General features: G+C 69.7%; 24 protein-coding genes and 3 pseudogenes. 16 read left to right on the top strand and 11 right to left on the bottom strand.

What is annotated here, in order from left to right:
- Positions 1–343: 343 nt before the first annotated feature.
- Positions 344–1012 (bottom strand): hypothetical protein, encoded by a 669-nt coding sequence (locus ACH427_RS28110; RefSeq protein ID WP_398873830.1) that lies wholly within the window; start codon positions 1010–1012, stop codon positions 344–346.
- A gap of 124 nt (positions 1013–1136) precedes the next feature.
- On the opposite strand from ACH427_RS28110, the gene ACH427_RS28105 reads away from it, so the two are divergent.
- Positions 1137–1346, top strand: coding sequence for a hypothetical protein (locus ACH427_RS28105; protein ID WP_398873827.1), 210 nt, complete (start codon positions 1137–1139; stop codon positions 1344–1346).
- 57 nt (positions 1347–1403) lie between these two features.
- On the opposite strand, the gene ACH427_RS28100 is transcribed toward ACH427_RS28105, so the two are convergent.
- The 6 genes from ACH427_RS28100 to ACH427_RS28075 form a co-directional block, all read right to left on the bottom strand.
- Positions 1404–3458 carry a site-specific integrase gene (locus ACH427_RS28100; RefSeq protein WP_398873825.1) on the bottom strand — a complete coding sequence of 685 codons (2055 nt, stop codon included), beginning with the start codon at positions 3456–3458 and terminating at the stop codon, positions 1404–1406.
- 449 nt (positions 3459–3907) lie between these two features.
- Complete coding sequence (locus ACH427_RS28095) at positions 3908–4117, bottom strand: hypothetical protein (protein WP_398873823.1); 210 nt, start codon at positions 4115–4117, stop codon at positions 3908–3910.
- Between the two features lie 19 nt (positions 4118–4136).
- On the bottom strand, positions 4137–4331 hold the full coding sequence (locus ACH427_RS28090; protein WP_398873862.1) for a hypothetical protein: 195 nt from the start codon (positions 4329–4331) through the stop codon (positions 4137–4139).
- Entirely contained in the window at positions 4246–4644 is a 399-nt protein-coding gene (locus ACH427_RS28085; protein ID WP_398873821.1) for a Tn3 family transposase, read from the bottom strand. The genes ACH427_RS28090 and ACH427_RS28085 overlap by 86 nt, the downstream gene beginning before the upstream one ends.
- 283 nt (positions 4645–4927) lie before the next feature.
- On the bottom strand, positions 4928–6268 hold the full coding sequence (locus ACH427_RS28080; RefSeq protein WP_398873819.1) for a cytochrome P450: 1341 nt from the start codon (positions 6266–6268) through the stop codon (positions 4928–4930).
- 563 nt (positions 6269–6831) lie between these two features.
- A complete protein-coding gene (locus ACH427_RS28075) occupies positions 6832–7098 on the bottom strand; it encodes a Tn3 family transposase (RefSeq protein ID WP_398873817.1) in 267 nt (88 codons plus the stop codon).
- A 235-nt stretch (positions 7099–7333) separates the two neighbouring features.
- On the opposite strand from ACH427_RS28075, the gene ACH427_RS28070 reads away from it, so the two are divergent.
- Positions 7334–7633, top strand: a complete 300-nt coding sequence (locus ACH427_RS28070) for a fumarylacetoacetate hydrolase family protein (protein WP_398873816.1) — start codon at positions 7334–7336, stop codon at positions 7631–7633.
- A gap of 56 nt (positions 7634–7689) precedes the next feature.
- Here the strand turns inward: ACH427_RS28070 and ACH427_RS28065 are convergent, their stop codons facing one another.
- The 4 genes from ACH427_RS28065 to ACH427_RS28050 all read right to left on the bottom strand — a co-directional run bounded on the left by ACH427_RS28065 (position 7690) and on the right by ACH427_RS28050 (position 12156).
- Positions 7690–8556: an SDR family NAD(P)-dependent oxidoreductase gene (locus ACH427_RS28065; RefSeq protein WP_398873814.1), complete on the bottom strand. Its 867-nt coding sequence runs from the start codon at positions 8554–8556 to the stop codon at positions 7690–7692.
- A gap of 111 nt (positions 8557–8667) precedes the next feature.
- On the bottom strand, positions 8668–9543 hold the full coding sequence (locus tag ACH427_RS28060) for a hypothetical protein (RefSeq protein WP_398873811.1): 876 nt from the start codon (positions 9541–9543) through the stop codon (positions 8668–8670).
- Between the two features lie 32 nt (positions 9544–9575).
- Complete coding sequence (locus ACH427_RS28055; RefSeq protein ID WP_398873809.1) at positions 9576–10802, bottom strand: beta-ketoacyl-[acyl-carrier-protein] synthase family protein; 1227 nt, start codon at positions 10800–10802, stop codon at positions 9576–9578.
- 196 nt (positions 10803–10998) lie between these two features.
- The gene (locus ACH427_RS28050; RefSeq protein ID WP_398873807.1) at positions 10999–12156 is read right to left on the bottom strand and encodes a beta-ketoacyl-ACP synthase III; all 1158 of its coding nucleotides are present in this window, start codon (positions 12154–12156) and stop codon (positions 10999–11001) included.
- 1029 nt (positions 12157–13185) lie between these two features.
- Here ACH427_RS28050 and ispH point away from each other — a divergent pair.
- The 14 genes and pseudogenes from ispH to ACH427_RS27980 all read left to right on the top strand — a co-directional run.
- Positions 13186–14424 carry a 4-hydroxy-3-methylbut-2-enyl diphosphate reductase gene (gene ispH / locus ACH427_RS28045; RefSeq protein WP_398873805.1) on the top strand — a complete coding sequence of 413 codons (1239 nt, stop codon included), beginning with the start codon at positions 13186–13188 and terminating at the stop codon, positions 14422–14424.
- Positions 14421–15506: a polyprenyl synthetase family protein gene (locus ACH427_RS28040; RefSeq protein WP_398873803.1), complete on the top strand. Its 1086-nt coding sequence runs from the start codon at positions 14421–14423 to the stop codon at positions 15504–15506. Before ispH ends, ACH427_RS28040 begins: the two co-directional genes overlap by 4 nt.
- Before the next feature lie 184 nt (positions 15507–15690).
- A complete protein-coding gene (locus ACH427_RS28035) occupies positions 15691–17025 on the top strand; it encodes a cytochrome P450 (RefSeq protein ID WP_398873801.1) in 1335 nt (444 codons plus the stop codon).
- Positions 17022–18119 (top strand): hypothetical protein, encoded by a 1098-nt coding sequence (locus tag ACH427_RS28030; RefSeq protein ID WP_398873799.1) that lies wholly within the window; start codon positions 17022–17024, stop codon positions 18117–18119. Before ACH427_RS28035 ends, ACH427_RS28030 begins: the two co-directional genes overlap by 4 nt.
- A 272-nt stretch (positions 18120–18391) precedes the next feature.
- Entirely contained in the window at positions 18392–18691 is a 300-nt protein-coding gene (locus ACH427_RS28025) for a hypothetical protein (RefSeq protein WP_398873797.1), read from the top strand.
- The gene (locus ACH427_RS28020; protein WP_398873795.1) at positions 18688–19440 is read left to right on the top strand and encodes a hypothetical protein; all 753 of its coding nucleotides are present in this window, start codon (positions 18688–18690) and stop codon (positions 19438–19440) included. The genes ACH427_RS28025 and ACH427_RS28020 overlap by 4 nt, the downstream gene beginning before the upstream one ends.
- Entirely contained in the window at positions 19437–19877 is a 441-nt protein-coding gene (locus ACH427_RS28015; protein WP_398873793.1) for a nuclear transport factor 2 family protein, read from the top strand. The genes ACH427_RS28020 and ACH427_RS28015 overlap by 4 nt, the downstream gene beginning before the upstream one ends.
- A 2692-nt stretch (positions 19878–22569) precedes the next feature.
- Complete coding sequence (locus ACH427_RS28010; RefSeq protein WP_398873792.1) at positions 22570–22914, top strand: hypothetical protein; 345 nt, start codon at positions 22570–22572, stop codon at positions 22912–22914.
- Positions 22915–22939: 25 nt separating this feature from the next.
- A complete protein-coding gene (locus ACH427_RS28005; RefSeq protein ID WP_398873790.1) occupies positions 22940–23800 on the top strand; it encodes a DUF6294 family protein in 861 nt (286 codons plus the stop codon).
- Positions 23801–24041: 241 nt separating this feature from the next.
- Positions 24042–24215 (top strand): annotated as a pseudogene (locus ACH427_RS28000) (DUF6192 family protein); the annotation flags it as partial.
- A gap of 46 nt (positions 24216–24261) precedes the next feature.
- Entirely contained in the window at positions 24262–24465 is a 204-nt protein-coding gene (locus ACH427_RS27995) for a hypothetical protein (protein ID WP_398873866.1), read from the top strand.
- A gap of 112 nt (positions 24466–24577) precedes the next feature.
- Positions 24578–24670 (top strand): annotated as a pseudogene (locus ACH427_RS27990) (cold shock domain-containing protein); the annotation flags it as partial.
- Between the two features lie 198 nt (positions 24671–24868).
- Positions 24869–25078: a hypothetical protein gene (locus tag ACH427_RS27985; RefSeq protein WP_398873788.1), complete on the top strand. Its 210-nt coding sequence runs from the start codon at positions 24869–24871 to the stop codon at positions 25076–25078.
- A 399-nt stretch (positions 25079–25477) separates the two neighbouring features.
- Positions 25478–25609: pseudogene (locus tag ACH427_RS27980) on the top strand (IS110 family transposase); the annotation flags it as partial.
- Positions 25610–25863 lie beyond the last annotated feature (254 nt).

Here is a 25863-nt window from a genome sequence, read left to right as displayed (position 1 = left end):
GCCGCCGCTATTTGGTTCAGGCCCACCACCACGTGCGCCCGCAAACCACCGGGCCGCCTGCGCGAGGGCGGCCCGCGTTGGTGAAGCCGCAACCCCCGAGCCGGGGCTACAGGCAGGAGACGCCACCCTGACGAGTGAGACCGACGACCTGCGAATTCGCGAAGCGTGTCCCTTGGGCCACGCTTAGGACACTCTCACGTGGAAAGGGATACCGAAAAGCGGACCGTACATGCCGCTCGGGTGGGAACCGTGTTTTCAAAGCCCCAGAGGTGCAATGCCGTAACGCAAGTCAGCGGTCCAGCAGGGAGTAATAGTCCGGCATCCACCGGAACTGCTTTCCTCTTCAGCGGATGGCGGGTGGTGCCCTGTCCGGGTGGGCGGCGTTGACGTACTTGACGGCGATGTTGGGGTGGGTGCTAAACAGACGTACCAGGTGGAGGGGGTCGGCGGTCTGCTGGGCTTCGTAGAGGACGCGGTCGGTCCACCCCTGGCGCGGGGTGATGCCGGTCTGGTCGAAGGCGGCGCGCAGAGCGCAGTAGCTGATGGGGCGCTGGTCGGGGTGGTAGGCGCCGTGGGCCGTGATCAGCAGGTGGGGGTTGGGAGCGACGGACCAGCGTCGGTGGCGTTCGGTGAGCCAGGCAGCCATCAGCTCCATGGTGATGTCGTCGAGGTAGACGATGTGGGTGTGCTGGCCCCGGCGGACGGCAAGGGTTCTTCTGCTCATGTCGGGGTCGTCGAGGCGGAGGCGGGCGACGTCGGTGAGCTTGAGGCCGTGGATGGCCACCAGAGCGACCGCCAGGCGGGGCAGGGGGCCGTTCAGACGGCGCAGGGCGTGGCGGAGCCGGTCGCTGGGCACCGGGAGCGGAAGGTGCATGGGAGCGGTGAGGGTCAGGCCGGCCATGGGGTTGCGGAAGATGACGCGCTGTTGTTTGAGCGCGCGGAAGATGCCGAGCAAGGCATGGTGGATGCCCCGGGCCTGGTGCCCTTGGCGCTGGTCGAGCTCGGTTTTCACGTGGTCGGTGGTGATCTCGCGCAGGGCTCAGTCCCTGCACTGCCCAAGTGCGGAGCACGGGCAGGACAAGATTGAGGTAGCGGCGGATGCGGATGTAGTCGACGGTCTTGTGCTGGTAGCGCCCTTGACCGCGCATGACCATCACCCAGGCGTGCAACTGGTCGGCCATGGGCTGGGGCAGAGTCGCGATCTTGGCGGCGATCGCGTGCTGCAGGCGACGTTGCCGGCGGGCGGCCAGGCGGCCGGGCACGCCGGTGCCTTCCCCGCGGCGCACAGTCGTGGCCTTCGGGGGGTCGTCGTCGGGGACGAGCAGGCCGCGCTCGTGCAGAAGTAGAGCATGCGCTGGACGGACGAGCCGGGGACGAGAGCAGCGACGCTGCGCAAGTCACGCTCATGGACCGGTGCTTGGGCACCGAGCCAGGACAGCACGGTGTGCAGGACCGCGACGGTCCCCGACGGCGCTTCGCGGTGCCCGTTCTTGCCCTGGCGTCGGGTATAGGTGGCGGCGAAGGCCGCGACCACTTCCTGTGCCTGTGCCGTGGGTACGGGCAGGCTCTCGGCGGGACGTCCACATACGCGGGTCCAGTCCCGGTCGGCGGCGAAAAGCACCGGCTGGGCAGGATCGACCAGGTACTCGGACAGCCCCGCCCCGGGCAGGCCGACTGTGGAACCGGCGGGTGCTCGAGCTGCGGGTGGGCTGGGCCGGCGCTTGAGCCGGTGGGCGAGCAGGCCGCCGAAGGTCAGCTGAGTGGGTGCCAGGTGCGTGGAATCCGGGGCCGTTGGCTCGTACGTGGGCCAGGCAGCTGCGGCAGCAGCCCTTGCGTGCGCTCAGCGGCAAGTCCTCGCGCCGGCAGCGGGGGCACACCCCAACGGGGTATTGCCCGGGTCTCTGATTCCAGTTTTTGCAGGGAAGACAGAGGGTGGTCGTGATGCCCCAGCTGCCACAGTGCGCGCACGCGCGCACTGGGTTGCGAGGCAGCGGAGGCTGGACACGGTCCCTCAGCAGGCCGGCCTGTCGCAGGATCTGTGCCGAGACCTCCTTGAGCGGAAGGGCGACTTGGCCGAGCATCTCCGGGGCGACCAGGCGCTCGCCCTCGGCGTCGCGCAGCGCCAGAGCCACCCGGATCAGGCGCAGCACCATCCGTGACCACGTCACGCTCAGCCCGCCCTGCGCGGCGAGCGCCCGGATGTGCTCGCTCAGGACGTCTTCCTCGGGCCGGCTGCGGCCGGCGGTGATACGGCGTGCGTCCTGGCGTTCGATGCGCCGACGGGCAGGGAACAGGGTGCCCTGCCCCGTGATGGCCGGTGGGCATACCCGCGGATCGATACCGGCGGCCGCAGGTACGGGGGCCAGGGCGGGATCGGCGTGGCCGCGGGAGCGGCGCGGGAGCCGTCCGCCCTCCACACGGCCGGGCACGGGCAGGTGGATGTGCAGCTGCGTGGCGGCAGGGAAGACCGCCTCGTAACTGGCCTGGATCTCGGCCTTGACCGCGAACAGACAGCCACGGCACAGCTCATCCGGGTCCAGATTCCCCTCACGGCGGCACCTGCGGCACACCGCCCGGGCCGGGTACCGCTGCATCCACACCAGACACCTGGCACACACCTGGCCTCGCGCGAAGGCTGGGCTATCCCAGGTCAAGCACACCACGCACCAGCGCACCCCCACCCACCGGCCCACGCCCCGCTTCCCCCTTCGGTATTCAGTTCGGGGGCCGCAGCCGACGCGGCCCGTCTGGGCGCGGCACCGGACGCACCGGCCCCCACGCTCGTCCCCTACAGCCTTCGCCTCGGCCCCGGTCTGGTCACCGATCGCACCGGCCACCGGCTCGGCCTCCAGCGCCGCCAGCAAATCGGTCGGCCGCCAGATGTCCTGCCGGGCGGCCACCCACCGCAAATTCCATTTCACCTCAGGCTCCCCCTTGTCCCACTCCAGCCGCTGCCCCGCCCGCCGGGCGGAGTCCCGGCACGCCTGCTCGGGATCAGCCTGCATCGACGCCAGATACCGAACCGTGGTGGTGGCCCAGCCGTGACCGAGCAAACGCTGGACCTCCCACAACGTCATCCCCTGCTGATAGTTGTGCGTCGCGCAGGCATGCCGCAGCAGATGCGGGAACAGCTCCGTCACCGGCCCCCGCAGATACAACCGCGACGCGGTCTTCAAGGTGCGCCGAAACGTCGCCGGCACCACCGCGGGCGCCACCGGCAGGTTCACATCGGCCACCGTCCGCGGCAGCCGCTCGGAGGGGAACAAGGGAGCCGCCGGATGCTCCGGGTCATCCCGGAACAGCCCCCGTACCTCCTCGATGTACCACCACAGCAGCTCCCTGCCCTCCTCGAACAAGAACGCCTCACGCTCCCGCGGCCCCGAACCCCGGGCGCCCTTTCCGTGGACCAGGAACCGCCCCCACTGGCCCGCCTCCCAGTGAATGTGCGGGATGAGCACCCCGCACAACTCCGCCGCCCGCACCCCGAGATGTACGCGACCTTGGACATCACGTAGTCCCGGCAGGCCACTGCCTCCTTTCGCGCCTGCGGCGGCGCCTCCCGCCAGTCGGCGAAGAACTCCTTCATCGCCCGCCGCGAGGGCGGAACCCTCAGCCCGAAGTCCTGCCGGTGCCGGTTGAACGGATCAACCGGAGACTCCACCATCGCGCCGAACCGGCGGTGGATCTCGCCGGCGTACCGCTGCTCGAGGAATGCGAAGTACCCGTCGATCTTGTTGATCTTCTGTCGCACCGTCGAGCGCGCCCGCTTGCCGGGGCCCGCGAAGTAGTGGTCCAGGTGCTTCGGCTCCAGCCGCCAGGGCTCCAGATCGTAGAAATCGCACAGCTCGATCACCGGCTTGACCAGCCGATCGATGGTGCCCGGCATCAGTCCCGCCGTATCCCGCCCTCACTGGTACTCCGCCAGGGTGTCGACGAAGTAGGCATGCTCATCCCACGGGTCCGCAGACGCCGCGCGGTGCCGCTGCAGCGTGAAGACATCCGCCAGCCCTGAAGCCCCTGTCTCGTCTGCTTGGTCGGCAGGCTGCCGTCCAGCGGGCACGAGGGACAGATGACGAGTTCCGGATTCCTCCACAGCCACGCAGATCACGAAGCTCACTCGCAGAATCTGCGAGTAATCATGAGAATCCAACACACACGGGCGACGGCTCGAACACCGGTTGCTGGCCTGCTGACTTGGGGCAACACGCCTGGCTCAGATGACGGAGGAACCGGCGCGTACTCCACTTATGACGTTCTTGCCCGACCGGGAAGCTCTGTCCCTGGGTATCGGCGTGCACGGTGGTCGGCTGCACCTCGCTGGTGTTCTTCAGCAGGCCCTCGATGATGTAGACGGCCTCCCACCCCCCCGCACGGGATGAAGTGCGTGAACAGCGCGATGCAGGTGCCCGAGACATGGTGGCAGGCGATGCCGCCCGGCTTGGCGTACCGGACGGACGTCTCGGAGAGCAGGCTGTCGGGGTAGGTGTCCATGTGGGTGCCGTCCGCCGCGACGGTTGTCCCGTCGCCCCAAGCCTGAGAGATGTCCAGGCGGGCGTGCGCGTTGACCAGGTCGGAGACCGCCTCGTTCAGCAGCACGATCGAGAAGTGCCGGTTGGCGACGTACGACAACTCGTGCCCGGACACGCCGGGATGTGCCGGGCGGCTTCGTAGGGCCGCCGATATTGGTGCCCTTCACGAACGTGGTGATGACGTACCGGCCGAACGGATCGTCCAGCTTCGGGTCGTTACCGGACGCCGGGCCGAACCGGCGCCACCACGACAGGATCGCTCAACGAATGACGAACCGCCCTCTTGTGCGGGGTGCGGGCGTCGATGGACTGGTCGTGGTGACACAACGCGGCGCGGTGGTGACCCCCCTGAGGGCGCTGTACGGGTTCCGAGCCGTCAGCGCGAGTGACTTACCGTCCTACCGTTGATGCAGGCGCATGGAAAGCTCGCGTGGGGTGAGCGTGGCGCGCCGGGCCGGTCGTACTTGCTTGCCGGGGATGGGCTGGAGTTGCCAGTGCGCGGCGATGGTGGCCAGGGTGAGGGTGATCTGGGTGAGGGCGAAGGTATCGCCGATGCATTTGCGGGCGCCGCCGCCGAAGGGGATCCACGTGCCTTTCGGGGGGTTGCCTGTGCTCTGCCAGCGGTCGGGGTCGAAGCGGTCGGGGTCGGGGAAGAGATCGGCGCGGCGGTGGATCTGGTAGGCGCTGTAGATGAGTGTGGTGCCGGCGGGCAAGGCGTGGCCGCCGAGCAGGGTGTCGGTGGTGGTGGTCCGGGTGGTCATCCACGCCGGGGGGTAGAGGCGCAGGGTCTCGTTGACGATCCGGCCGGTCAGCTCGAGTGCGGGGAGGTCACTGTGGTGTGCGGGCCGTCCGCCGAGCACCGTGTCGGTTTCGGTTTGCAGTTGGTGCTGAATGTGGGGGTGGGTGCCGATCAGGTGCCAGGCCCAGGACAGGACGCTGGCGGTGGTCTCGGTTCCGGCGAGGAGGAAGGTGATGACCTGGTCGTGGATCTCAGTGTCACTGAGGCCCTGGTCGTCCCCGTCAGGGGCGGCCAGAAGCATGGAGAGCAGATCGGCATGGTCGACGCCGGCTGATCGGTAGTCGGCGATCAGTGTTTCGGTGAGCTGCCGTAGGTGGGCCTGCGCCTGGGTGAAGTGGCGGTTACCGGGAGTGGGGAGTTTGCCGATCATCGGAACCGGTACCATCACCCGCCGGGAAATTCCGCTGCTGACGGCATCGACGCTGCGGTACACCGCGAATAGTTCGGAGGCATCAGTGCCAGGGTCGGCGCTGGCACCGAGCAGGCAGCGGGCGATGACGGCTGTGGTGAGCCGGTCCATCGCGGCGGGAACGTTCAGAACCTGGTCGTCGTGCCAGTCGGCGATGAGTGCGGTGGTCTCCTCGCTCATAATCGTGGCGTACCCGGGCATCCGGTCGCGGCGGAAGGCGGGCTGGACCAGTCGGCGCTGGCGGCGGTGGTCTGTCGCTTGGCAGGTACCGAGGCCGTTGCCCGCCACCTCCCGCAGTCTGTCGTAGAAGGGGCCACCTTTGTCGACAACGCGGTCCTCAACCAGGGCTTGGTGGACCAGGTCCGGGTGACACACCACGTATGCCTCGTGCGGGCCCAGCCTGATCCGTACCAGGTCGCCGTGGGCGGGCAGCGACGCGACGAACTGAAACGGTCGGCGGGCGAGGAGGAACGCGTGGCCGAGCAAGGGCCACGCGCCTGGGGCTGTTGCCAGCGTGTACGGGGAGGTCACTGCTGTTCCTCCTTGGGGCGGGATGCTCTTCGGCCGGAGCCGCTTTCGCGGCACGGGAACGCGAACCTGCCGGAGGTGCTGCAGTGCGGTCAGGCATGCGGTGTCCGGAGAGAGGGCTGGGGGCGTCGGGTCGTATTTCCCCGCCACCGAACGAGGCTGCACCGGCGTCGGGTGATGGCTGACGTGCACATCGGCTGCAGTCGTGAAACGGCCTTCGCGGGTGCGACTGGCCCGGTGGGGTTTATGGGGTCAGGAGGTTGTTTGTGGTGGACCAGGCCGGGCGCAGACCGTCCCTCTGGGTCTGAGGCAGATAGGAGCTGGTGCTCACGTACCGCTCGGTGCTGGCGTGGTAGTCGAAGTTTCCCCGGGCCAGGTTCTGGTAACCCTCAATGATTTCGAGGGTGAGGTCTTGAGTTCGGAATCTCCTTCCGCGACGGCCCGCAGTTTTTCAGGGACCGTGGTGCATGCTGCCTGGAATTGTCCGATGAGGCACGTGAGGACACCGTTCGTGATGTCAACGGTCTCCTGCATGGTGCACCCGCGGTGTTCCCTGATGACGAGGACTACGTTGCGCATACAGCCGATGCTCTCCTCCTCTTCCGCAGAGCAGACGTCGCCGTACAGCCGTTGTCCCGGAGCACGTCGGAGGCGAACCTCAGCCAATTGCTGGACTTGTGGAGCGCCTCGACTTTGTTCGTCATCGACTGGATCGACTCACACAGTTCCGGTTCCAATAGGAAGCGGAGAAGCGCCACCATCCTCATCGCGCGCCCCAGTTCCTCGGCGCCGTACATCTTCGCTGAGTACGAGCGGATGTCGCGCACGGACATGCCGCGGGAGTAGAGCGAGAGGACCTGCTCATTGAAGCCGGACAGTCGCGTTCGGTCAGCTCTGTCAGGTGTGGCTCCTTTCGAGGGACGGCCCTGCCTGCGTGAATTGCGACTTGAGGCATGCCTGAGTGGTCGGCTCAGCCACCGCGGAGGGCGGCACAGTGGCCTGCGCCCTCCATGCTGTCGATCTTGATGCGGCGCGCGAGCGTGATCTGCTGATTCCGAAAGGATCTCCATGGATCGTCACGCGCGACGAGTTCGGGGACGGCCACCCGGACCTGGCCAATGGCCTCGCCGTCGACGGCGAACAGCGGCAGAAGGACCGTACCTCCAGCATGCTCTGGGCACCGGCGAACTCCTCTGCTACGTCAACGCCCGCACGACCCTGCACAGCGGCGACGTCTTCTTCGCCGGCACCCCCGCCGGAGTCGGCCACGAAACCGGCAAGTACCTCCGGTCCGGCCAGACCGTCGTCGTCACCGTCGAAGGCATCGGCACCCTCGTCAACACCGTTGGACGGTGCGCCGCCACGTGACCACCCGTGCCAGCGCCGGCGGTCCGGCGGATCCGGGGATGTCCTCCGGTCCTGGCCTACGGGGTGTCCGGGGGCGGTTCGTTCGCGATGCGGCCGAAGCCGGTCATCGTGAGCATCCCGGGCCCGCCTTCGTAGGCGGTGAGGCCGCCGTCGACGGTCAGTGTCTGTCCCGTGACGAAGCGGGAGGCGTCGGCGGCCAGGTAGACGGCGGCGCCGACGACGTCGTCGGTCTCACCCCACCGCCGGGCCGGCACGGACCGCAGCAGCGCGTCGGAGAGGTCCGCGTCGCCGGAGACGCGGGCGGTCATCCTGGTCCTGGTCCACCCGGGGCACAGGGCGTTGACGCGCACGCCCCGGGGGGACCACTCGGCCGCCAGGGACCGGGTCAGGGACGTGAGCGCCGCCTTGGTCGCGGCGTAGTGGGACAGCGCGGGCACTCCTCTGATCCCGGCGACCGAGGAGACGTTGAGCACCGAGCCGCCGCCGCGGTCCAGCATGTGCGGTCCGGCCAGCCGGCAGAAGCGGACGGCGGAGCGGAAGTTGGTGTCGAGCACCGTGTCCCAGTCTTCCTCCGTCAGTTCGAGGAACGGGCCGAAGCTGGGGATCACGCCAGCGGCGTTGACCAGGATGTCGATGCCGCCGAGTGCGGCGACGGCGTCCCGCACACAGGCGGTGATCCGGCCGAGGTCGGTCGCGTCGCACGGTAGGGCGGCCGAGCGCCGCCCTCGGGCGCTGATGTCCGCGGCCAGGTCGTCGAGTTCTTCTGGGTGGCGCGCGGTGACCGCCACGTCGGCTCCCGCTTCGGCCAGGGCCAGTGCGATGGCGCGGCCGATCCCCCGGGAGGCTCCGGTGACCAGGGCGCGGGCGGTGTCGAGCCGGAAGGAGGGGTGGGAGAGAGGGGGGAAGGAAGGGTCGGCGGGCATGGGTGACTCCGGTGCTGGTCGTGGGCAGAGACGGGCGGGGCCGGGGCCGGTGTTCGGGCGGGGCCTCGCCTCGCCCTGGCCGACGGTGGTGTGAGGTGTCCGCGGCGGTCTTCAGGAAGACGGTGCCCGGTGCACGTCGAGGTCGATGTCGGCGGTCGTGACGGTCCTGCCGTCGATCCGCGCGGCGCAGTGCACGGCGCGTCCGGCGCGTCCGGTGGGAGGGGCGGAGCGGACGGTGACGGTCATGGTCCGTCCGGCCCAGGGGAGTTCGCTCGCTTCGAGGCGGAAGGCGGCCGGCCGCCAGCGGGCGGCTGGGTCGTCCCGGGCGACGAGCCGGTCGGTGAGGGTGGTCATGGTGGTGGCGGTGATGGCCACGGGCAGTGCCGGGTAGCCGTCGAAGTGCCCGGCGCACAGGTCGGGGGTCACCGTGATGTCGGCGGAGACGGAGTCCCCGTGGAAGGTGGGCTCGCCTAGGGGGCAGGGGCGGCTGTACGGGTTGCCCGTCGGGGCGGGGGTGGGTGCCGGGCGGCCGAAGAAGTGGGCGAAGAGCCGTTCGGACAGGACGTCGTAGGTGACGGTGAGCCGGGTGAGGACGGCACCGTCGGGATCGGTCAGCCGGGTGTGGGCGGTGACGTGGCGGGTGTCGGTGAAGGTGGCGCGTGCGTGGCCGCGGAGGCCCACGGGACGGCTTGTGCCGGGTGGGGCCGGTGGCGCGAGCCACGTGCAGTCTCCGGTGCGGGCGAGGTAGTAGTGGCGGCCGGCCGCGGGGTTGACGGTGGCGGCGGCGGACAGTCCGAGGATCGCCAGATGCCGTCCGGCCTCGAACAGTCCGATGACCGTGGCCTGGCCACCCGGGTCGGCTTCCACGGGGATCGTGGCGGTGGCTTCCCCGGGCGCGGTCCGGCGGAGGTTGCTGAGCGCGAAGTAGGGCGGGGTGACGCAGATGAGGCCGGTCACGTCGAGGGGCTGGGATGTCGTGGCGTCCATGGGACCGCGCTTTCCGTCGCGTCGGCGACTCCTCAGAGTGGGCGGAGGACCAGGGCGGTGTCGTGGCCGCCGAATCCGAACGAGTGGCTGACGGCGAGGTGGATGTGCTGTGCGCGAGCGTGGACGGTGACGGGGTCGAGCGGGGCCGCCCGGGGCTCGGGGGTATGGAAGTTGGCGATGGGCGGTACGCGGTGGTGGGCGATGGAGAGCGCGGTGACCGCGGCCTCCACGGCGCCGGCGGCGCCGAGCAGGTGCCCCAGGACCCCCTTGGGCGCGGTGACGGAAGGGCCGTGCGGGAACAGCCGGTTGATCATCCCGGCCTCCGCAATGTCGTTCTGCCGCGTGCTGGTGCCGTGCGCGTTGACATGGTCGACCTCGCGGGCCGTGGCCCCCGCGGCCGCGAGGGCGCGCTCGACGGCGAGGGCCATGCCCGCGCCGCCGGGGTCCGGGGCCACCGCGTGATGGGCGTCGCCCGCGGCGCCGTAGCCGGCCAGCAGCGCGTATCCGGGACGACCGCGGGCGCGGGCGGCCGACGCGGGTTCCAGGACCAGGGCGGCCGCGCCCTCGCCGATGACGAAGCCGTCGTGTTCCGCGTCGAAGGGCCGAGAGGCCGCGGCGGGGGCGGCTCGGCGGGAGGACAGGGCGCCCATGCGGTGGAAGCCGCTGACGACCAGGGGGTGGATGCCGGCCTCCGCGCCGCCGGCGACGGCGATGTCGCAGGCTCCCGAGCGCAGGAGATCCCAGGCGGTGCCGATGGCGGTGGCGCCGGTGGCGCATGCGGTGGCGGTGGCGAGTACCGGCCCCCGGGCGCCAAGGAGCAGGGCGGTCTCGCCGGCCGCCATGTTGGGCAGGTACTGGGGCAGCAGGAGCGGCGAGACGGCTTCATGTCCGGTGCCGGTGAACTTCCGGTGCTGGTCCAGGAGGGCGGTGACGCCGCCGAGGCCGCTGCCGACGACGACGGCCACGCGGTCCCCGTCCCAGCTGTCGGGGTCCAGGCCCGCGTCGGAGACGGCCTGCCGGGCGGCGGCGAGGGCGAACAGGCAGTGCCGGTCGTACTGCCAGGCCCGCGGCCTCGGGCACAGCTCGCGGGCCTCGTGGGGAGGGACGCGGCAGGAGAAGTCGACGGGCAGTCCGGCCAGTTCCGGGTCCCGCGCGGCGGTAGGCCGCCCGCCGCACAGGCGCTCCCAGGTGGTCCCGGTGTCCAGCCCCGCGGGGGTGACCAGGCCCAGTCCGGTGACGGCGATGTCCCGGGCGGCCATGGGGAGACTTCCGGGCTTCGTGCGCCGGCGGGCCCGGCCAGCCACTCCTGCAGCACGGCCGTGACCTGGGCGACCGTCATGTCCTCCGCTATGTGGCCGCGTTCGCCGTAGGTCTGCCAGTGGTCCTGGAGCGTGACGTGCAGCTCGGCGGCGGCCAGGGAGTCCAGGCCCAGCTCGGCGAGTGTGGCGTCGTCCGTCACGTCGTCGGGGGAGACTTCGAACTTCTCGGTGAGCAGGTGCACGAGGTATCCGTGGGGGGTGTCCATGGGGGGTCCGACCTTTCCCGGGGGCGTGACGTGCCGGAGTACGACGGGGCCCGGTGCCGGGTGGCCGGGGTCTGGGGCGGTAGCCGGACGGGCACGACGTCCGGCCAGGTCAAGGCGGCTGATCCCCAGGTCAGGCCGCCGCCGAAGGCGGTGAGCACGCTCCGGGCCCCGGGCGGTACGCGGTGGTGGGCCGCGCTGTCGGCCATGGCCAGAGGGAGGGAGGCGGCGGCGGTGTTGCCGACCTCGTCGATGTTGCCGAACCGGTAGCGGGCATCGATGCCCAGCCGGTCGCCCACGGCGTCGAGGATGCGCTGGTTGGCCTGGTGGCCGATGAAGGCCCGCACCGAGGAGGCCGGCCACCCGGCCAGTTCGAGCACCCGGCCCGCGGAGGAGGTCATGCGGCGCACCGCGTGTTCGTAGACCTCGCGGCCCCGCATCCGCAGACAGCGGCGGTCCGGGGGGTCGCCCTCGTCGGTCCGGGGGGAGAGGGAACCGCCGGCGGCGATGGCGATCAGGGTGCTGCCCGCGCCGTCGCTGCCCAGTTCGGCCGCCCTGATGGTCCCCGGTTCGTCGCCGCCGCCCTCGCGGAGCAGGGCCGCCCCGGCTCCGTCGCCGAAGACGATCGCGGTGTTCCGGTCGAGGGGGTCGACGATCGAGGTGTACACCTCGGCACCGATCACCAGCGGGCGGTGGCACGCACCGGAGGCCACCAGGGCGCGGGCCAGCACCAGTCCGTAGACGAATCCGGAGCACACGGCCGACACGTCCAGCGCGGGCACCCCGTCCAGGCCGAGCCGGTGCGCCACCTCCGGCGCGGTCGCCGGGCACGGACGGTCCGGGGTCGTGGTGGCCAGCAGGACGAAGTCGGCACCGGAGCGGGCCGACATGAGGGCCGCCCGGCCCGCGGCGACGGCGAGATCGCCCGTACTCGTGGGCGGTTCGGCCGCGCGCCGCCGCGAGATGCCCGTCCGCGAGCGGATCCAGGCGTCGGAGACGTCGAAGCGGGCGGCCAGACACTCGTTTGTGATCACACGCTCGGGCAAGCAGGTCCCGAGTCCGGCGATCACCGCCGACGAAGGCATACGCATCGCATCTTCAGCCCATCTCCGGGTAACGTCGCCGGGCCTGGGGCCGGCCGAGGGGCGAGGAGGAGTCACCTGTCCGTTCGCCGGCCCGGGGCCGTGACGGGGAACGGACACGCGCGGAAGGGAAACGTTTGTGCGCCCGGGGGAGCCGCGCTTGTCCGGTGAGCCCGGGGCTTCATTAGACCCGTCCGCCCGGAGTGGCGGCAAGTCCTCGGGGGTGGCGCACGGAAGGGATGGGAAGCGTTCGTTCCGCTACGGGCTCACACGTGGCGTTGAACGGATGAACGTACCTTTGCCGACGCTTCGTTCCGGGCAACGGGCGTGCGGGGCGGGGCCCCGGGCTCCCGGCTTCGCAGGCAGGAAGTGTGCATACTTGACGGCCGCGGCGCAGGGCGCGTGCGGCGCGCCCGCCCCGCATCACCGGCCCCCGCCGCCCGGGGCGACCGAGCCCGGACGTCCGCTCCCCGCCTGGATCTCGCGCCACCGGTGAGAGCGCGGCGAGCGTGGGCCCCGCCGGAACCATCAGGTCACGGACTTGTGCGATCTCCCGGACACCCCTCCGGGCGTTGATGCCTCATCGTGGTGGCGAGTCCCGGAATGGATGCACTGGTGTACCGACCGGGGTGTTCGGGTGCGCGGTGGTGCGTTGACGGCGCTTGTGCGTCTATTGGGCGCTGGTGGTGTGCGCCTTCCTCACCCTTGGTGCAGGGCTCAACCATGAAGTGGAAGGCGGTGGTCAGTTTTCCCGCCCTTGGGTGTTCCCGTGCTGGTCGAGCGTCCCGCGGTGATCCGTGTGGTTTCCCCCGGTACGGGTGTCCTCCCCACAACCTCGTCACGCGTTCCGCGACCGTATCCCCCTCGCCGGTGTCGTGTGGCAGGGCCCACCGGTCATCGGAGCTCCCGGCGATCGCCCCCACTCTGTACTGCCTGCGACCGCAGTGTGGTGAAAGCCAGGCCGTCATGGACTATTCCACTCTCCCTTTTACTCCCGTCACTGGGTGTGGGCCTGTTCTGGTTCCGGGGGAGGTGTCGGTGGCTACCGAGATCCGGCACTCCGACGGGGCGGTGATGCCGTGCCCGGCGGCGCCGTTGCTGACGGGCGCGGGCGGGCTGGCCGGTCATGGCTTCCGGGCCCGCACTGGCCCGGTGCGGCTGCTGTCGGCGGGAACCCCCAGTGACTTCCAGCTGGTGACGGCGACCGTCCGCGAGGGCTCACTCGATGTCGGCATTGCCGCCGGTGGGCCTGCCGCGGTGCTGGCGGCGGGTGCGATGGTCTCTTTCAGGCTGCTGAAGACAGGCGTGCCGGTGCGCACAGTGCTGGATACGTGGGTGCGGGCGGTCCGTTCGCGCACGGTGTTGCTGGCGTCGCCGCGGTCGTTGTGTGCGGGGGTGGAGCGGGCGATCGAGGTGGTCGAGGCTCTGCTGGAACGTTACGCCGGGATCGGTCGTCCGGTGTTCGTGCGGAGGCAGATCGTCCATAACACCCACGTCGTCCGTGACCTGGAGTCCCGTGGTGCGGTGTTCGTGGAGGAGCTGGATGAGGTGCCGGACGGGGCGGTGGTGGTGTTCTCCGCGCACGGTGTCTCCCCGCAGGTGCGCGAGGAGGCGGCTCGCCGGGGTCTGGAGGTGGTGGACGCTACCTGTCCACTGGCGACGAAGGTACATTCCGAGGCCCGCCGCTTCGCCGCCCGCGGGGACACCGTGGTGCTGGTCGGCCATGCCGGGAACGAAGAGCTCGAAGGCACCCTCGGTGAAGCGCCGGAAGCGACGGTCCTGGTGCAGACGCCCGATGACGTGGCCGCTCTGCAGGTCCCGGATCCCGCCCGTGTCTCCTACCTGACCCAGACCGCCCTCGCCTTCGACGAGACAGCCGAGGTCATCGCTGCTCTGAAGAAGCGTTTCCCCGGTGTGCGGGGGCCGGGGGCGGACGATATCTGCTACGCCACCACCAACCGCCAGCACGCCCTGAAAGCCGTCGCCGCACAGAGCGATGTGGTGCTGGTGGTCGGCTCAGCCAATTCCTCGAACTCGGTGCGCCTGGTGGAGCTGGCTGAACGCGGTGGCACCCCGGCCCACCTGATCGACGACGCCACCGGGGTCCGCCCGGAATGGGTCCAGGACGCGGACACGGTCGGCCGGACCGCCGGAGCGTCCGCCAAGGGCAAGGTCATCATCAGCGTCCCTGAGTACCGGATCGTCGAAGCACTCCTCGACGAAGCCTTCCGTCTGACCGGCGAGACGGGGATGCCAGAAGACGGAGATGCACGATGACCGCACAGACCCCCGGTGCCGAATTTCCCGGTTTCGCAACGGTGCGGACCCGCATCGACGGTTTCCTCGACGACTTCCTTACCCACAAGACACACACCGCGGACACACAGAAGATGCCCGGGGAAGTTCCCCGGACTCTGCACGACTTCCTCTTCGCCGGCGGGAAACGCCTGCGCCCCTTGCTGTGCGTGGCGGGCTGGCACGCCGCAGGCGGGCACGGAAACCCCGCCCCCACCTTCCAGGTCGCGGCATCGCTGGAGATGTTCCACGCGTTCGCCCTCATCCACGACGACGTCATGGACAACTCCGCCACCCGCCGCGGCCGCCCCACCGTCCACCGCCAGCTCGCCGCACGCCATCAGAACGGTCGCAGCACCGCCACGGCCGACCACCTGGGGGCCGGGGCCGCGATCCTGATCGGCGACCTCGCCCTGGCCTGGTCCGATGAGCTCCTGCACACCGCCGGCCTCACCCCCAAACAGCTCCGCGCCGTTCTGCCGCTGATCGACACCATGCGCACCGAAGTCATGTACGGCCAGTACCTCGACCTGGCTGCCGCCGGCACCCTCACCGACGACGTAGAGCTGGCACTGACCATCGTGCGCTACAAGACCGCCAAATACACCGTTGAGCGTCCCTTGCATGTCGGCGCCGCTCTCGCCGGCGCCGACGCCCCGGTGAGAGCGGCGTTGAGCGCTTTCGCCCTCCCGGTCGGCGAGGCATTCCAGCTGCGCGACGACCTGCTCGGTGTCTACGGCAATCCGGCGACGACTGGCAAACCCTGCACGGATGACCTGCGGGAGGGCAAGCACACCGCCCTCACCGCCCTTGCCTTCCGGCGCGCCAGTCAAGACCAGCGAAAGTCGCTGACCGGCCTGTTCGGCGATGCTGACCTGGACGAGGAGAGCTGTGACCGTCTCCGCGGCATCCTGACCGCCACCGGCGCCCGCGCCGCGGTCGAGCAGATGATCCAGTCCCGCTGCGAGCAAGCAGAACAGGCCCTCGCCCGGGCACCCTTCCCGCCCGCGGCCCGTCACGCTCTGCACGCCCTCGCACGAGCCGCGACAGGGAGGACCGCATGACCCCCACCCGCCCACGACACCCCGACACAGTCCCGCCCGCCGACCTCCGCCGTTCCTGCGCCGGCGCTCAACGCGCCACCCTCGGCGTCGGGCAAGACCTCCGGCTGTACGCGGTACCGGGGCGTGTGTGCCAGGGGAACGCCCGCAGCACCCATCCCGCGCCGACCACGATGCGGAGGCCGACATGAGTACCTCTACCGGCACCTACCGGCTGGCCCGGGCCCCTGGCGGGCTTCCGCTGGTCGGAAATGCCTGGCCACTGCTCCGTGATCCTCTCGCCTTCCTCACCGGCCTCCATGACCGGGGGGACCTGATCGTTCTCAGGCTCGGCAGCACCCTGGCCTACCTGCCTCTGCACCCCGAGCTTGTTCATGAGGTGCTGGCGCACCCGAGGATCTACGACAAGGGCGGGGAACTCGCGGACCAGGCCCGCAAGTTCATGGGCAACAGCCTGGGCACCTGCACCTGGAGCGACCACCGCCGTCAGCGCCCGATGCTGCAGGCGGCGTTCCGTAAACCCGACCTGATCGAGTACTCCACCGTCATGACCGAGGAGGCCGGCAAGCTGTCGCGGTCCCTTACCGACGGGCAGACCTTCGATGTCAACGCCACGATGAATGTCCTCATCAGCAAGATCCTCGTCCGCACCATGTTCTGCCAGGACATCGACGACGCCACCGCCCGCGAGATCGACCACTGCCTGTCCACCATTTTGCGTGGCGCCTACCTGCGCAGCGTGTACCCGGCCCTCGACAAGCTCCCTCACCCGGGCAGCCGCGCCTTCCACGATGCCATCCGCCGCCTGTGGGCATTCATCGACACCGCCGTCACCCACTACCGCCAGAACCCGGCCGGCCGCGGCGTCCTGCCCTTGCTGATCCGCGCGGACGACCAAGGGCATCTGCCCCCCGGCGAACTGCGCGACCAGCTTGCCATCATGCTCCTCGCCGGCAGTGAGACCACCTCCACCTGCCTGGCCTGGACCTTCGATCTTCTCGGCCGTCACCCCCGCATCCGCCGGCGTCTCCAGCACGAAGCCCGCGACATCCTCGACAACCGGGCCGCGACCGCGGCCGATGTGCCCGCCCTGGACTACACCCGACGCGTCGTGACCGAATCCCTGCGCATGTACCCGCCCGCATGGATGCTCCCGCGCCTGACCACCTGCGACACCGAACTCGGGGGCCACCCCATCCCCCGGGGAACGACCGTCCTGCACTCCCACTACGCCCAGCACCACAACCCGGCCGTCTTCACCGCCCCCCACACCTTCGACCCCGAGCGATGGGCCACCGGCAAGCCGGCCTGCCCCGGGGCGTTCATCCCCTTCAGCTCCGGCAGCCGCAAATGCATCGGCGACACCTTCGCCATGAACGAAGCCACGATCATCGTCGCCACCCTCGCCTCCCGCTGGACCTTCACCCCCACCACCGCCCGCCCCCCACGGCCCCGCCCCCAGGCCAACCTCGGCACCGGACCACTGCCGATGACCGCAACCCGCAATCCGGAGCGGCGATGAAACCGGACCACGCGCGCATGGACTACCACATCCCCGCCTTCTACTGCCCCATCGAATCGGCCATCCACCCAGCACACCACCGCGTCGAGCAACGCGCCTTCGCCTGGATCAACACCTTCCATCTGGCCGCCGACCCACCCGCGTTCCTCAACCTCGCCGAGACCCGGGCCGCCGAGTTCATCTCCCGGATCATCCCCCGGGCCGATGAAGCACGCCTGCAGCTCCTGGCCGACTACGCGTACTGGCTGTGGGCCGTCGACGACGGTTACTGCGACCTCACCGGCATCGGCCATGCCCCGGCAGCCTTCCTGCCCGCCATGGCCCAGCTGTGCCGCATCGCCGAAGCCCCCCACCGCACCCTGCCCGAACTCCCCGAGCAGCTCGCCCCCGCCGGCGCCGCCCTGCGCGATCTGTTCGAACGCATCCGTACCCACGGCACCCCCGCGCAGCTCAGGCGCTGGGCCCTGCCTTTGCACGGCGGGGTGCTCTACGCGGGAGCACAGATCACCTACCGGGGGGCGGGAACCATGCCTTCCCCCAACACCTACCTCACGGCGCGCCTGCACGCTTCCGGGGACATCTGTGTCCTGCAATGCATCGATCTCGTCCATGGCACCGAACTCGACCCGAGTGCTGTGGAATCCCCGCCGGTGCGCGCCCTGCTCGAGATGGCCGCCATGATGATCGCCCTCGACAACGACCTCATCGGTGCGCAGATGGAAGAGGACCGGGCCTTCAACGAGCAGAACATCATCACCGTCCTCGCCGCCTGCACCGGCCTCCCCGTCCAGCAGGCACTGCGCCGCGCGGTCGAACTGCGCGACACGGTCATCAACCGATTCCTCGAGCTCTACCAGGCCATCGCCCCCCGCACCGAACCCGACCTGCGCTGGTATCTCGACGACCTGCGGCACTCGATCCGCGCCAACATCGAATGGGCACTCAACGCACCCCGCTACGCCAAGCACTTCCGCCATCCGATCGTGTCCATCGACCGGATGTGGACCACCACCTGCACTGCACAGGATCCCCCCGCCTACCTGCCCTCCTTCGCCTGGTGGTGGGAGCCGTCCCTGGAAAAGGCGGGGCCGTGATGACCGAAGCCGAGCACTCGAACCGGCGCGCATGCGCCATCATCGGACTGTTCCCGCTGGCCCTGTCGGTCCTTCTGTTCGCGCCGGGCCGCTTCCCGCCACGGCACCACCTTGTCGATCATGGTGATGGCCAACCCGGCGCGACCATACCGAAACCGACCAGGTCCTCAGCCAGGGGCCGGCAACCGTCGAGCACCTCCCACAACGGCGCCTCGCACCGAGTCCCGCTGATGAGAGATCCGGCCCCACCCCGCCGAGCGCAACGCCCGGCATTGCGCTTCCTCCAGCCTCACCAGCAGACAGCCGGACAGGCCGCACCCAGCCTGCGCCACTACCTTGCCGATCTGCGGCACTCCGTACGCGCCAACATCGAAGGGGGCCCGCGCGCACACCCCCGCTACACCTGTCACTTCACCGCACCGCAGCGGGCCCGTGGCGCCCAGCACCGGTCGTGGGCCTGGGCCGAACAGGCCGCGGAGGATGCCACCGGTCCGCTCACCTACCCCACCGTGTCCTGGTGGTGGTCGACCGACCTCACGCCGGGCACCGCCGAGAAAGGAACTGTCAGGTGACGACCACCACTGAGCGCCGTGTTCCCAGCCAGCGTGAACACGCCTACCTGCGCAAGGCGGGATTCCTCGGGATCATCCCCTTGTTCGCGAGCGCCGCCTCTCTCAGCCTGGGCGACTGGCCCTACCCGGACGTCAACCTTGACGGGCGGGAATACCTTGACTACACCCGCAAGGCAGGACAGCCGCAGGTCCTGCTGTACCTGCTCGCCGGGACCGCCCTGCTGCTCTTCGCGATCTGCCTCGGCCTGGCCTACTGCGAGCGGGCCGGGCGGACCACCGGGGCCGCCCTGACCATCTGGCTGTCCATGACCGCCTTTACCGCCAGCGGCTACGTCGCGGGCGGCCTGCTCGGGGCCATCACGCTCGTCCGCCAGGGGTTTCCGTCGTTCGGCACCACCGCAGCCGATCTGAACCTGACCACGTTCACCTGGGCGGTCATGAACATGACCTACCTTGTGGCGTTCCCCTTGCTCGGCATCACGTGGTGCGCCATCGCCGCCGCGAACCGCGCCCACCCCCTCCTGCCTGCCGCCCTCGGCGGCTGGTCCGCCGTCACCGTCGGCCTCATCAACTTCGCCGCCCTGCTGTCCGTCTTCGTCCCCACCGGCCCGTGGTCACCCGGCAGCGTCTACTTCTTCCTGCTCCAGGGCGGCTCCACGTTCGGATGGCTGGCCATCACCGGCTTCGTCCTCGTCCGCAGCACCAGCCCGTCGCACGGGGCCAACCATCCCGAAGGGAGCTCCCGATGACCGCATTCGATCCAGCCGAACGGACCGCCTTCCTGCAAGCCTGGGTTCAGGTATGGAACGAGCGCCCTGACCCGGTACAGAAGAGCCTCCGCTTCTATACCGAGAACGCCTCGTTCATCGACATGACCCTCAAACACCACTACCGGGGCCACAACCAGCTCCTCGAAAAGCTCCAGCCGTACTACGACGCGATCCCCGACTGGACGATCGAAGGCCGGGGAATCCTCGTCGCGCCCGACCACGCCGTCGTCCAGTGGACCTGGTCCGGCACCGTCAACGCGGACCTGCCCACCCTCACCATCCGCTTCCCTGGGCGGCACTTCGCCATCCCCGGAGTGACCATCTTCAACTTCGCCGACAACGGCCTCATCTCCTGCCAGACCGAATACTGGAACGGAGTCGACATGCTCCAACAACTCGGGATCTCTGCCGACTGACGCGCATGCCGGATGCTGTTCGCAGCGTCAACAGCTCAACATTGCGGACCTGGCGCAAGGGCTACCGACTCCGCCAGCAGGGCGGCGCCGTCCTTCATCGTGAACAGCGAAGATGCGCCGAATCGTTGGGGAATCGCAGCCCGTCGGCTGAAGCCGAGCACCGTACGGCGGGCAGCCACCAGGCCCTACGAGCTCAACGCATAGGTGCCGTGGGCGACCGGCACGCCTCCGGACAAGGGGCTGGGATTCAAGATGATCCCCTACCGCCTGAGGACGGTGGGCGGTCAGTGCGGTGAAGCCCCTCACTCCGGCCCCCGAGCGAGGCAGGTTGAGGCCGGAGCTCATGTCTCCTTGCGGAAGGCGCTCTTCTCGTCGAACACCGTGTCCAGCAGCATCCACACGAAGGATCAGCCGCAGATGTCATAGCGGGGGTGAGTTCTTGTTCGTGCTGTCGCCTCCGCGAGGCTGTGGAGTGATGCTCGTACCGCGGCCGCGCCGCGTAGTGCTGCTGCCGCCGGGCCGCTGACCTGCTCGGGCTCGCCCCTGCTCCGGCAGTCTCGCAGCGGCATTGTCGGCACAGGATTTCGTCGGCCACGGGTCGGAACAGCTGTGTTTGTACGTGCGTGCCCTGGCACTCGCGTGTCCCGGCCAGACGGGGCGACGGCCCGGCCATCCGCCGTCCGTCCGCGTGCTGTTGAGGATATGTCGGTGGGTCCGACATCTTGCGGGTGAGGCGGTTGTGGGTCAGGCATGCGGGGGAGTGCACCGATGGGCGCAGTCCGGAGGTGAGGGCGGTGCGGAGGTCGGTGATGTCGGCGCCGCGGTGGAACCACTGGCCTGCTATCGGTGCGAGTGCGGCGATGTCGTGCCCGGAGAGCTGGAGTTGTCGCTCGCTGTGGGAGATCGCTGCGAGGGCAAGTGCTCCCCGCTCGACCAATGGTGTCGGAAGGGGCGGGGCCGGTGTCTGCGGTGCTGCCGCCACCTTGGGAAGGGGCTCTTCCTCCCGCTGTGCCGCAGCCGCGGCGTCTGCCTGCTTGCCCGGAGAGGAGGGCGGGGTGGAGGGTGGGGTGGGAGGGTTGGTGGTGTTGTCTTTGGTGTTCTGCTGGGAACGGCCGGTGGACCGGCTTCCCGGTCCACCGGCGGCCGGGACCCCGCCCGCCGGACCTCCGTCCCGCACCAGGGCCGCGTCGTCCACGGACAGCGGCACGCTGGACATTAACTGCGTGGTCGACCACCGGCCGGCCGCGTTCTGCAGCCGCCACTCGTGAAGGAAGCCTTCGGCGGTGAGCTCGCGTTTGGCGCACATGAAGCCGGCCCGCTTGATCCCTGCGCGCTCTGCGGTCTTCGACAGCGGCTGATCGGCGCCCTGCGGCAGTGACAGCTGCCAGGTCAGCAGACGCACCGCGTCCGACGACAGACGCGGATGGCGAATGATCTCGTTGGACACCTGCGTGAAGAACGACGCAGGCGCGATAACCTGCCTGAGCATCCCGGGGAGCTCCACTCTCCTCGTGGTGTAGACCCCCGTGTCGGTGTTTGCCGCACCTTCCGGGGGTCGCTTCGATTCCGGCACGAAGCAACCTGATGCGGGCACCGTACCCCATACGCCAACTCCCGCACATGGGAAGGGTGTAGAGAGACGTCGCCTCTCGCGCAGGGGGCGGCGAGCCGGGCCCCTATCGGGGCAGCGCCCCCCGTCAGGCCCTGGGGCGCGGTCTGACTGGGGCCTGGTTCTACTTCGCGGGTCGTCCGAGCTGGCGGACGGTCCAGTCGCGGCGCAGCCGGCCGACGCCGTCTCCGCCAGGGGCATCGACACCGCCCGGCTGTCGTACGCGGCGGTGTACTACCCGTGGGTGCAACAGACCAGGGACGACCAGGCGTTCGTGCCGCCGTCGGGCGCCGTCGCGGGGACCTGGGCGGCGGAGTGACGGAACGGCCCGAGTGATCACGAAATCCGGCACCGGCCGCGTGCGCGGCGCGCTCACAGCACCTGGCGCGCCGAGCGGAAGCGCGCCCCATCGGGCAAGGGCACCCGCAGGCTCCGGAGCCTGCCGTGGACAAGGCGCACTCGCCACTTCGCGCCGCGCGGACGCATGTGGCTGCCCGCCACACGAGCCACAACGGCGCAAACATCCGAATGCGGCCGCAGTCGTCATTCCGCCCGCAACCCGGTGCGAGGTGCCCGCAAGCGCACCTCGTCCAGCTGGCACCCAGCACAGACCACGCCTCGCCGCCAGCCCACCAGACGCCGGAAAGCGGCTACTTACGGGGCCGGCGTACACGAGACGGCACTGAAGTTATGAGCGAAACACTGAAGCACTCACTGAAGTCTTGCCTGAAACACTGAAGCCCTGAGCGACCCCCGACGCTGCGCGCGAAGAGCCCGCCCGGGGTGGCAGGTACGGTGCGTGTCTTGCGAGTGGGGCGTTACTGGGGTGGTGCGTCGTGAAAGCCGCATGAGCCGCCTCCCGCTTCGCATGCCGCCCCCTTGGTCGCGGGATGCGTCCAGGACGGCAGGGATGTCAGCGGCATAACACTGGTATCCACGCGATTCGCCCATGAGGGTGGCCAAGGCTGTTGACGCGGCTGTGGGTTGTGGGTGGCCGCAGCCGTCGCCTCACCGGCGCAGGTCTGATTATGTGACCTATTCCCGTGGTGAATGGGTGATTTGATGATGGGCAGTCTGAAGGGCATGCTGACCCTTCGTAGAGCCGTATCGGCTCTCTTCGCTGCTGGCCTCGCCATGGGAGTGCCGGCGACCGCAGCCGCCGATGCCGCCGCTGCCCCGGCACCACAACGGGCGGTGGCGCGGCACTGTTTCACCAAGGAGCAGGCCCCCCTCGAGCTCGCCCGCCGGGCGGCGGCCGTCAGGCCTGGCCACAAGGTCCACCTGATGGTGCCGGTCTGCCAGTCCACCGGCACCTCCCGCTGCGACGCTCCGAGCCACACCCTGATGTGCGGGCAGTTCTGTCAGGACTGCGACGGCATGGTCTGCTCGCAGCCGTGGTTCTCCGAGTTCCCGTGCGGAAGCTGCTAACCCAACACCAGAAGAGGGGGGATCGTTGAGAGCGCAACGAGTACTGCGCCGCTTCACCAGAACCGTCGTCGCCGCCACCGCACTCGCGCTGGCCATGCTGCCCACCGGGGCGCAGGCCGCATCCGGCACCTACACCTACGTCACACCGTCCGGGCAGAGCATCCAGGGCCAGGACCCGCCCAGCGACATCTGCCTGGCGCTCACCGGGGGCGCGGTGAAGTTCTCCAACGACACCACCGACACGGCCTTCCTCTACGCCAGCGCATCATGCGGCGGGGGATGGGGCGAACTCGTCGGTACCGGCGCCACATGGGACGCACCCACCGGCGCCCAGGCCCTGGCCGTCAGGTTCGGCTCCGCCCCCGGCGCGGTCGCTCCGCCGCAGCAGGGAACCCAACCGCCGCAGGGCCAGCCGCCCGCCCCGCCATCGCAAGGAACCCAGCCACCGCCACCGCAGCCAGGCCAGCCACCGGCCGGTACCCAGCCACCACAGGCAGGCAAGAACCCTGTCGCCAGCAACGCCATCCGCTCCGGAACCGCCGGCGAGACCCGGCCCGGAGCCGCCACCGCGACCGCCTACAAGTGGTGGACCTGGCCCGACCTGAAGGTCGGCGACTGCCACCAGACCGGCGGCTGGCTCCGCCTTTACGCGGACGGCAAGCTCACCTTCAGCGCACGGACCTGGACCGACCACACCTTCAGCGGCGATATCTGGCACGCACGCTTCCAGCTGAAGAACTCTTCGGGCCAGACCCTGTTCACCACCGGCACCTACGACAGCCCCACAATGTGGGCGAGCAAACAAGTCGACTGGACAGCCAACGGCACCTTCGAACCCAGTGTCTACGCTGCCACCACCGCAGTAACCCAGTGGGCCTCATGCTGAGCTGAGCAACGCGATACGGTCGCCCTCCAGGTCAGCGATAGGGGCCCGGCTCCCCTGCGGCCCTGGAGGAGCGACCTGGGTGTATTGACCTGAAGGGTTGTTGACACGGCTGATGGGTGGGTGATGAACCGAGACGAGAACTCGTCGGCCATCGTCAACAGGCTTCGTATGCATATGCGTTGACCTTGTATGCCGGGGCGGCTTCGTGACCCGTTCGAAGCGTTCGTCCAGCTTCTCCAGGATGCCGTGGATCTCGAACGAGACGCCCTCGGCCCGGCGTCCGTGCACGGGGAAGCCGCAGCGGACGGGGGACGCGGCGAGGCGGCTGGTGGACTGGCAGGTAGGCACGCCACGGTCGGTCCAGGAGAAGGTGGAAGCGATCCACGATCTCGCGTCGGACGAGCAGGTCGCCGCGAGGTCCGCCACGCGATGGGCATGTCCCCGCACGCGGTGGCTACCGCGTGCTCGACTCCCGGTCCGTCAAGGCGTCCGAGACCGTCGGCAAGGACAGCCGGGGTCACGACCGCGGGAAACGGCTGCCCGAGAGTTCCGAGGCGATGATCAACCTCGCGGCGATCCGGCTGAGGACCCGGCGCCTCACTCGCCCGACCGTCCATCCCGCCCTACCTCGTCCATGGCCGGGCAACCCCGTCACAGCCGCCTGAACCGCCCCGGTTCTACTGGCCTTGAAGGTCATGGACATGCTCGCGGCCGCCCTGTCTCCTCTCGACCCGCAGGTCGCGCGGCTCCTCGCACCCGTCTCTGCCGCAATGGGTCGGGCAGCGGGTAGACCTCATGTGGGAAGTCCCCGGCTTCAAACAGGACGGTTGCGACTACCGTGCGGTGAGTATCGTGCCTCGGCCTGCCTGAGGCTGGCTCCATCGGGAGTCCAGGGGGGCGCGGCAGGGACGGCGTGCGCCGGTGGGTGGGGTGTGTGCCGGCGCTCGTCATGTGCGGGCGCTGCCTCGCGCTTTCGCGCTCTGGCCCAGATGGGTGGTGTCGTTTATCGGACAGTGCGGCGGAAAGAACACGGTCACCATCCGTGTGTGACCGGCCCAGGAGGACTGTGTGACCTCTCTCAAGCGTGCTGCCGCCACTCTCGCCGCCGCCCTCTTGCTCACTGTTGGTTCCGCGGCGATGGCTGCCCCGGCCAATGCAGCCGTCCATTTCACCGTCCTGGGGCTGGTCGGTGCGGACTCGGACGGCACCATCGACCTGACCGGCCCCGGAGGCGAGACGGTCATCCAGGCCCCGAACCTGCTCCAGCCCATCGTCTGACCCGGCCGCACGGGGCGGATGGCCGGGCCAGCCGACCGGCCGCCCCCGTGCGGCATGTGGGGTGATGGTGGTCGTGCGGGTGCCGCCCAGGGGCGTGACATGTCACCTGGACGGCACCCTTTACCCTTCCGGCGCGGGGGGTCAGGCGAGGCTCTCAGCGGCGCCTGGCGGATCTCGGTCACGAAGACGCCCGCGTCCACGGTGACCCGGCCGGCTGCCGTTGTCGCCGCCGACAGGTCATGGTCCTCCGCCGCCTCGATCAGATCACCCGTACTGCCGCGCAGTGCGTCCAGCGCGGCCCGCAGTTCATCGACGGCGTCACCGGAGCAACCCAAGCCGCCTCTGTTCGAATCCTGAGCTGGGCAAACGCACAGCTCAGGATTGAAATCAGGTTCGAAGTCGTCGGGCACCTCGATCCACGGCGAACACGCACCCAGAGGCGGCAACCGGCAGCTCAAGCGCGCGATGTTCCTGTCCGCGTTCGCTGCCCTGGGTGATCCCGCCTCCCGCACCTACTACGACCGACGCAAACCCCGCCCGGAAGCCCTGACCCACCCCGTACGGATGCGGCCACGTCGCGGCACGGCCCACCCCGCACACGACGGGGGGCCGATCCGCATCCTGGTCATCAGCCGCCGGGGGGTCTCCCGGCACCCGCCGGTGCCGGGAGACCCCCGGGCTGATCACCACCCGCCGTCCGGGGCCGCTACGCCCTCAGCCGGCCGGGCGTCAGGGCGGTGGCGCGCCTCAGCAGCGATGTCCCGGAAGAGAGCCCGCGCTCAGAC

Source organism: Streptomyces sp. NPDC020379 (genome assembly GCF_044387105.1).
GTDB lineage: Bacteria > Actinomycetota > Actinomycetes > Streptomycetales > Streptomycetaceae > Streptomyces.
The sequence above is the reverse complement of the archived record's forward strand: the minus strand, read 5'-3'. Positions and strand labels throughout refer to the sequence as shown.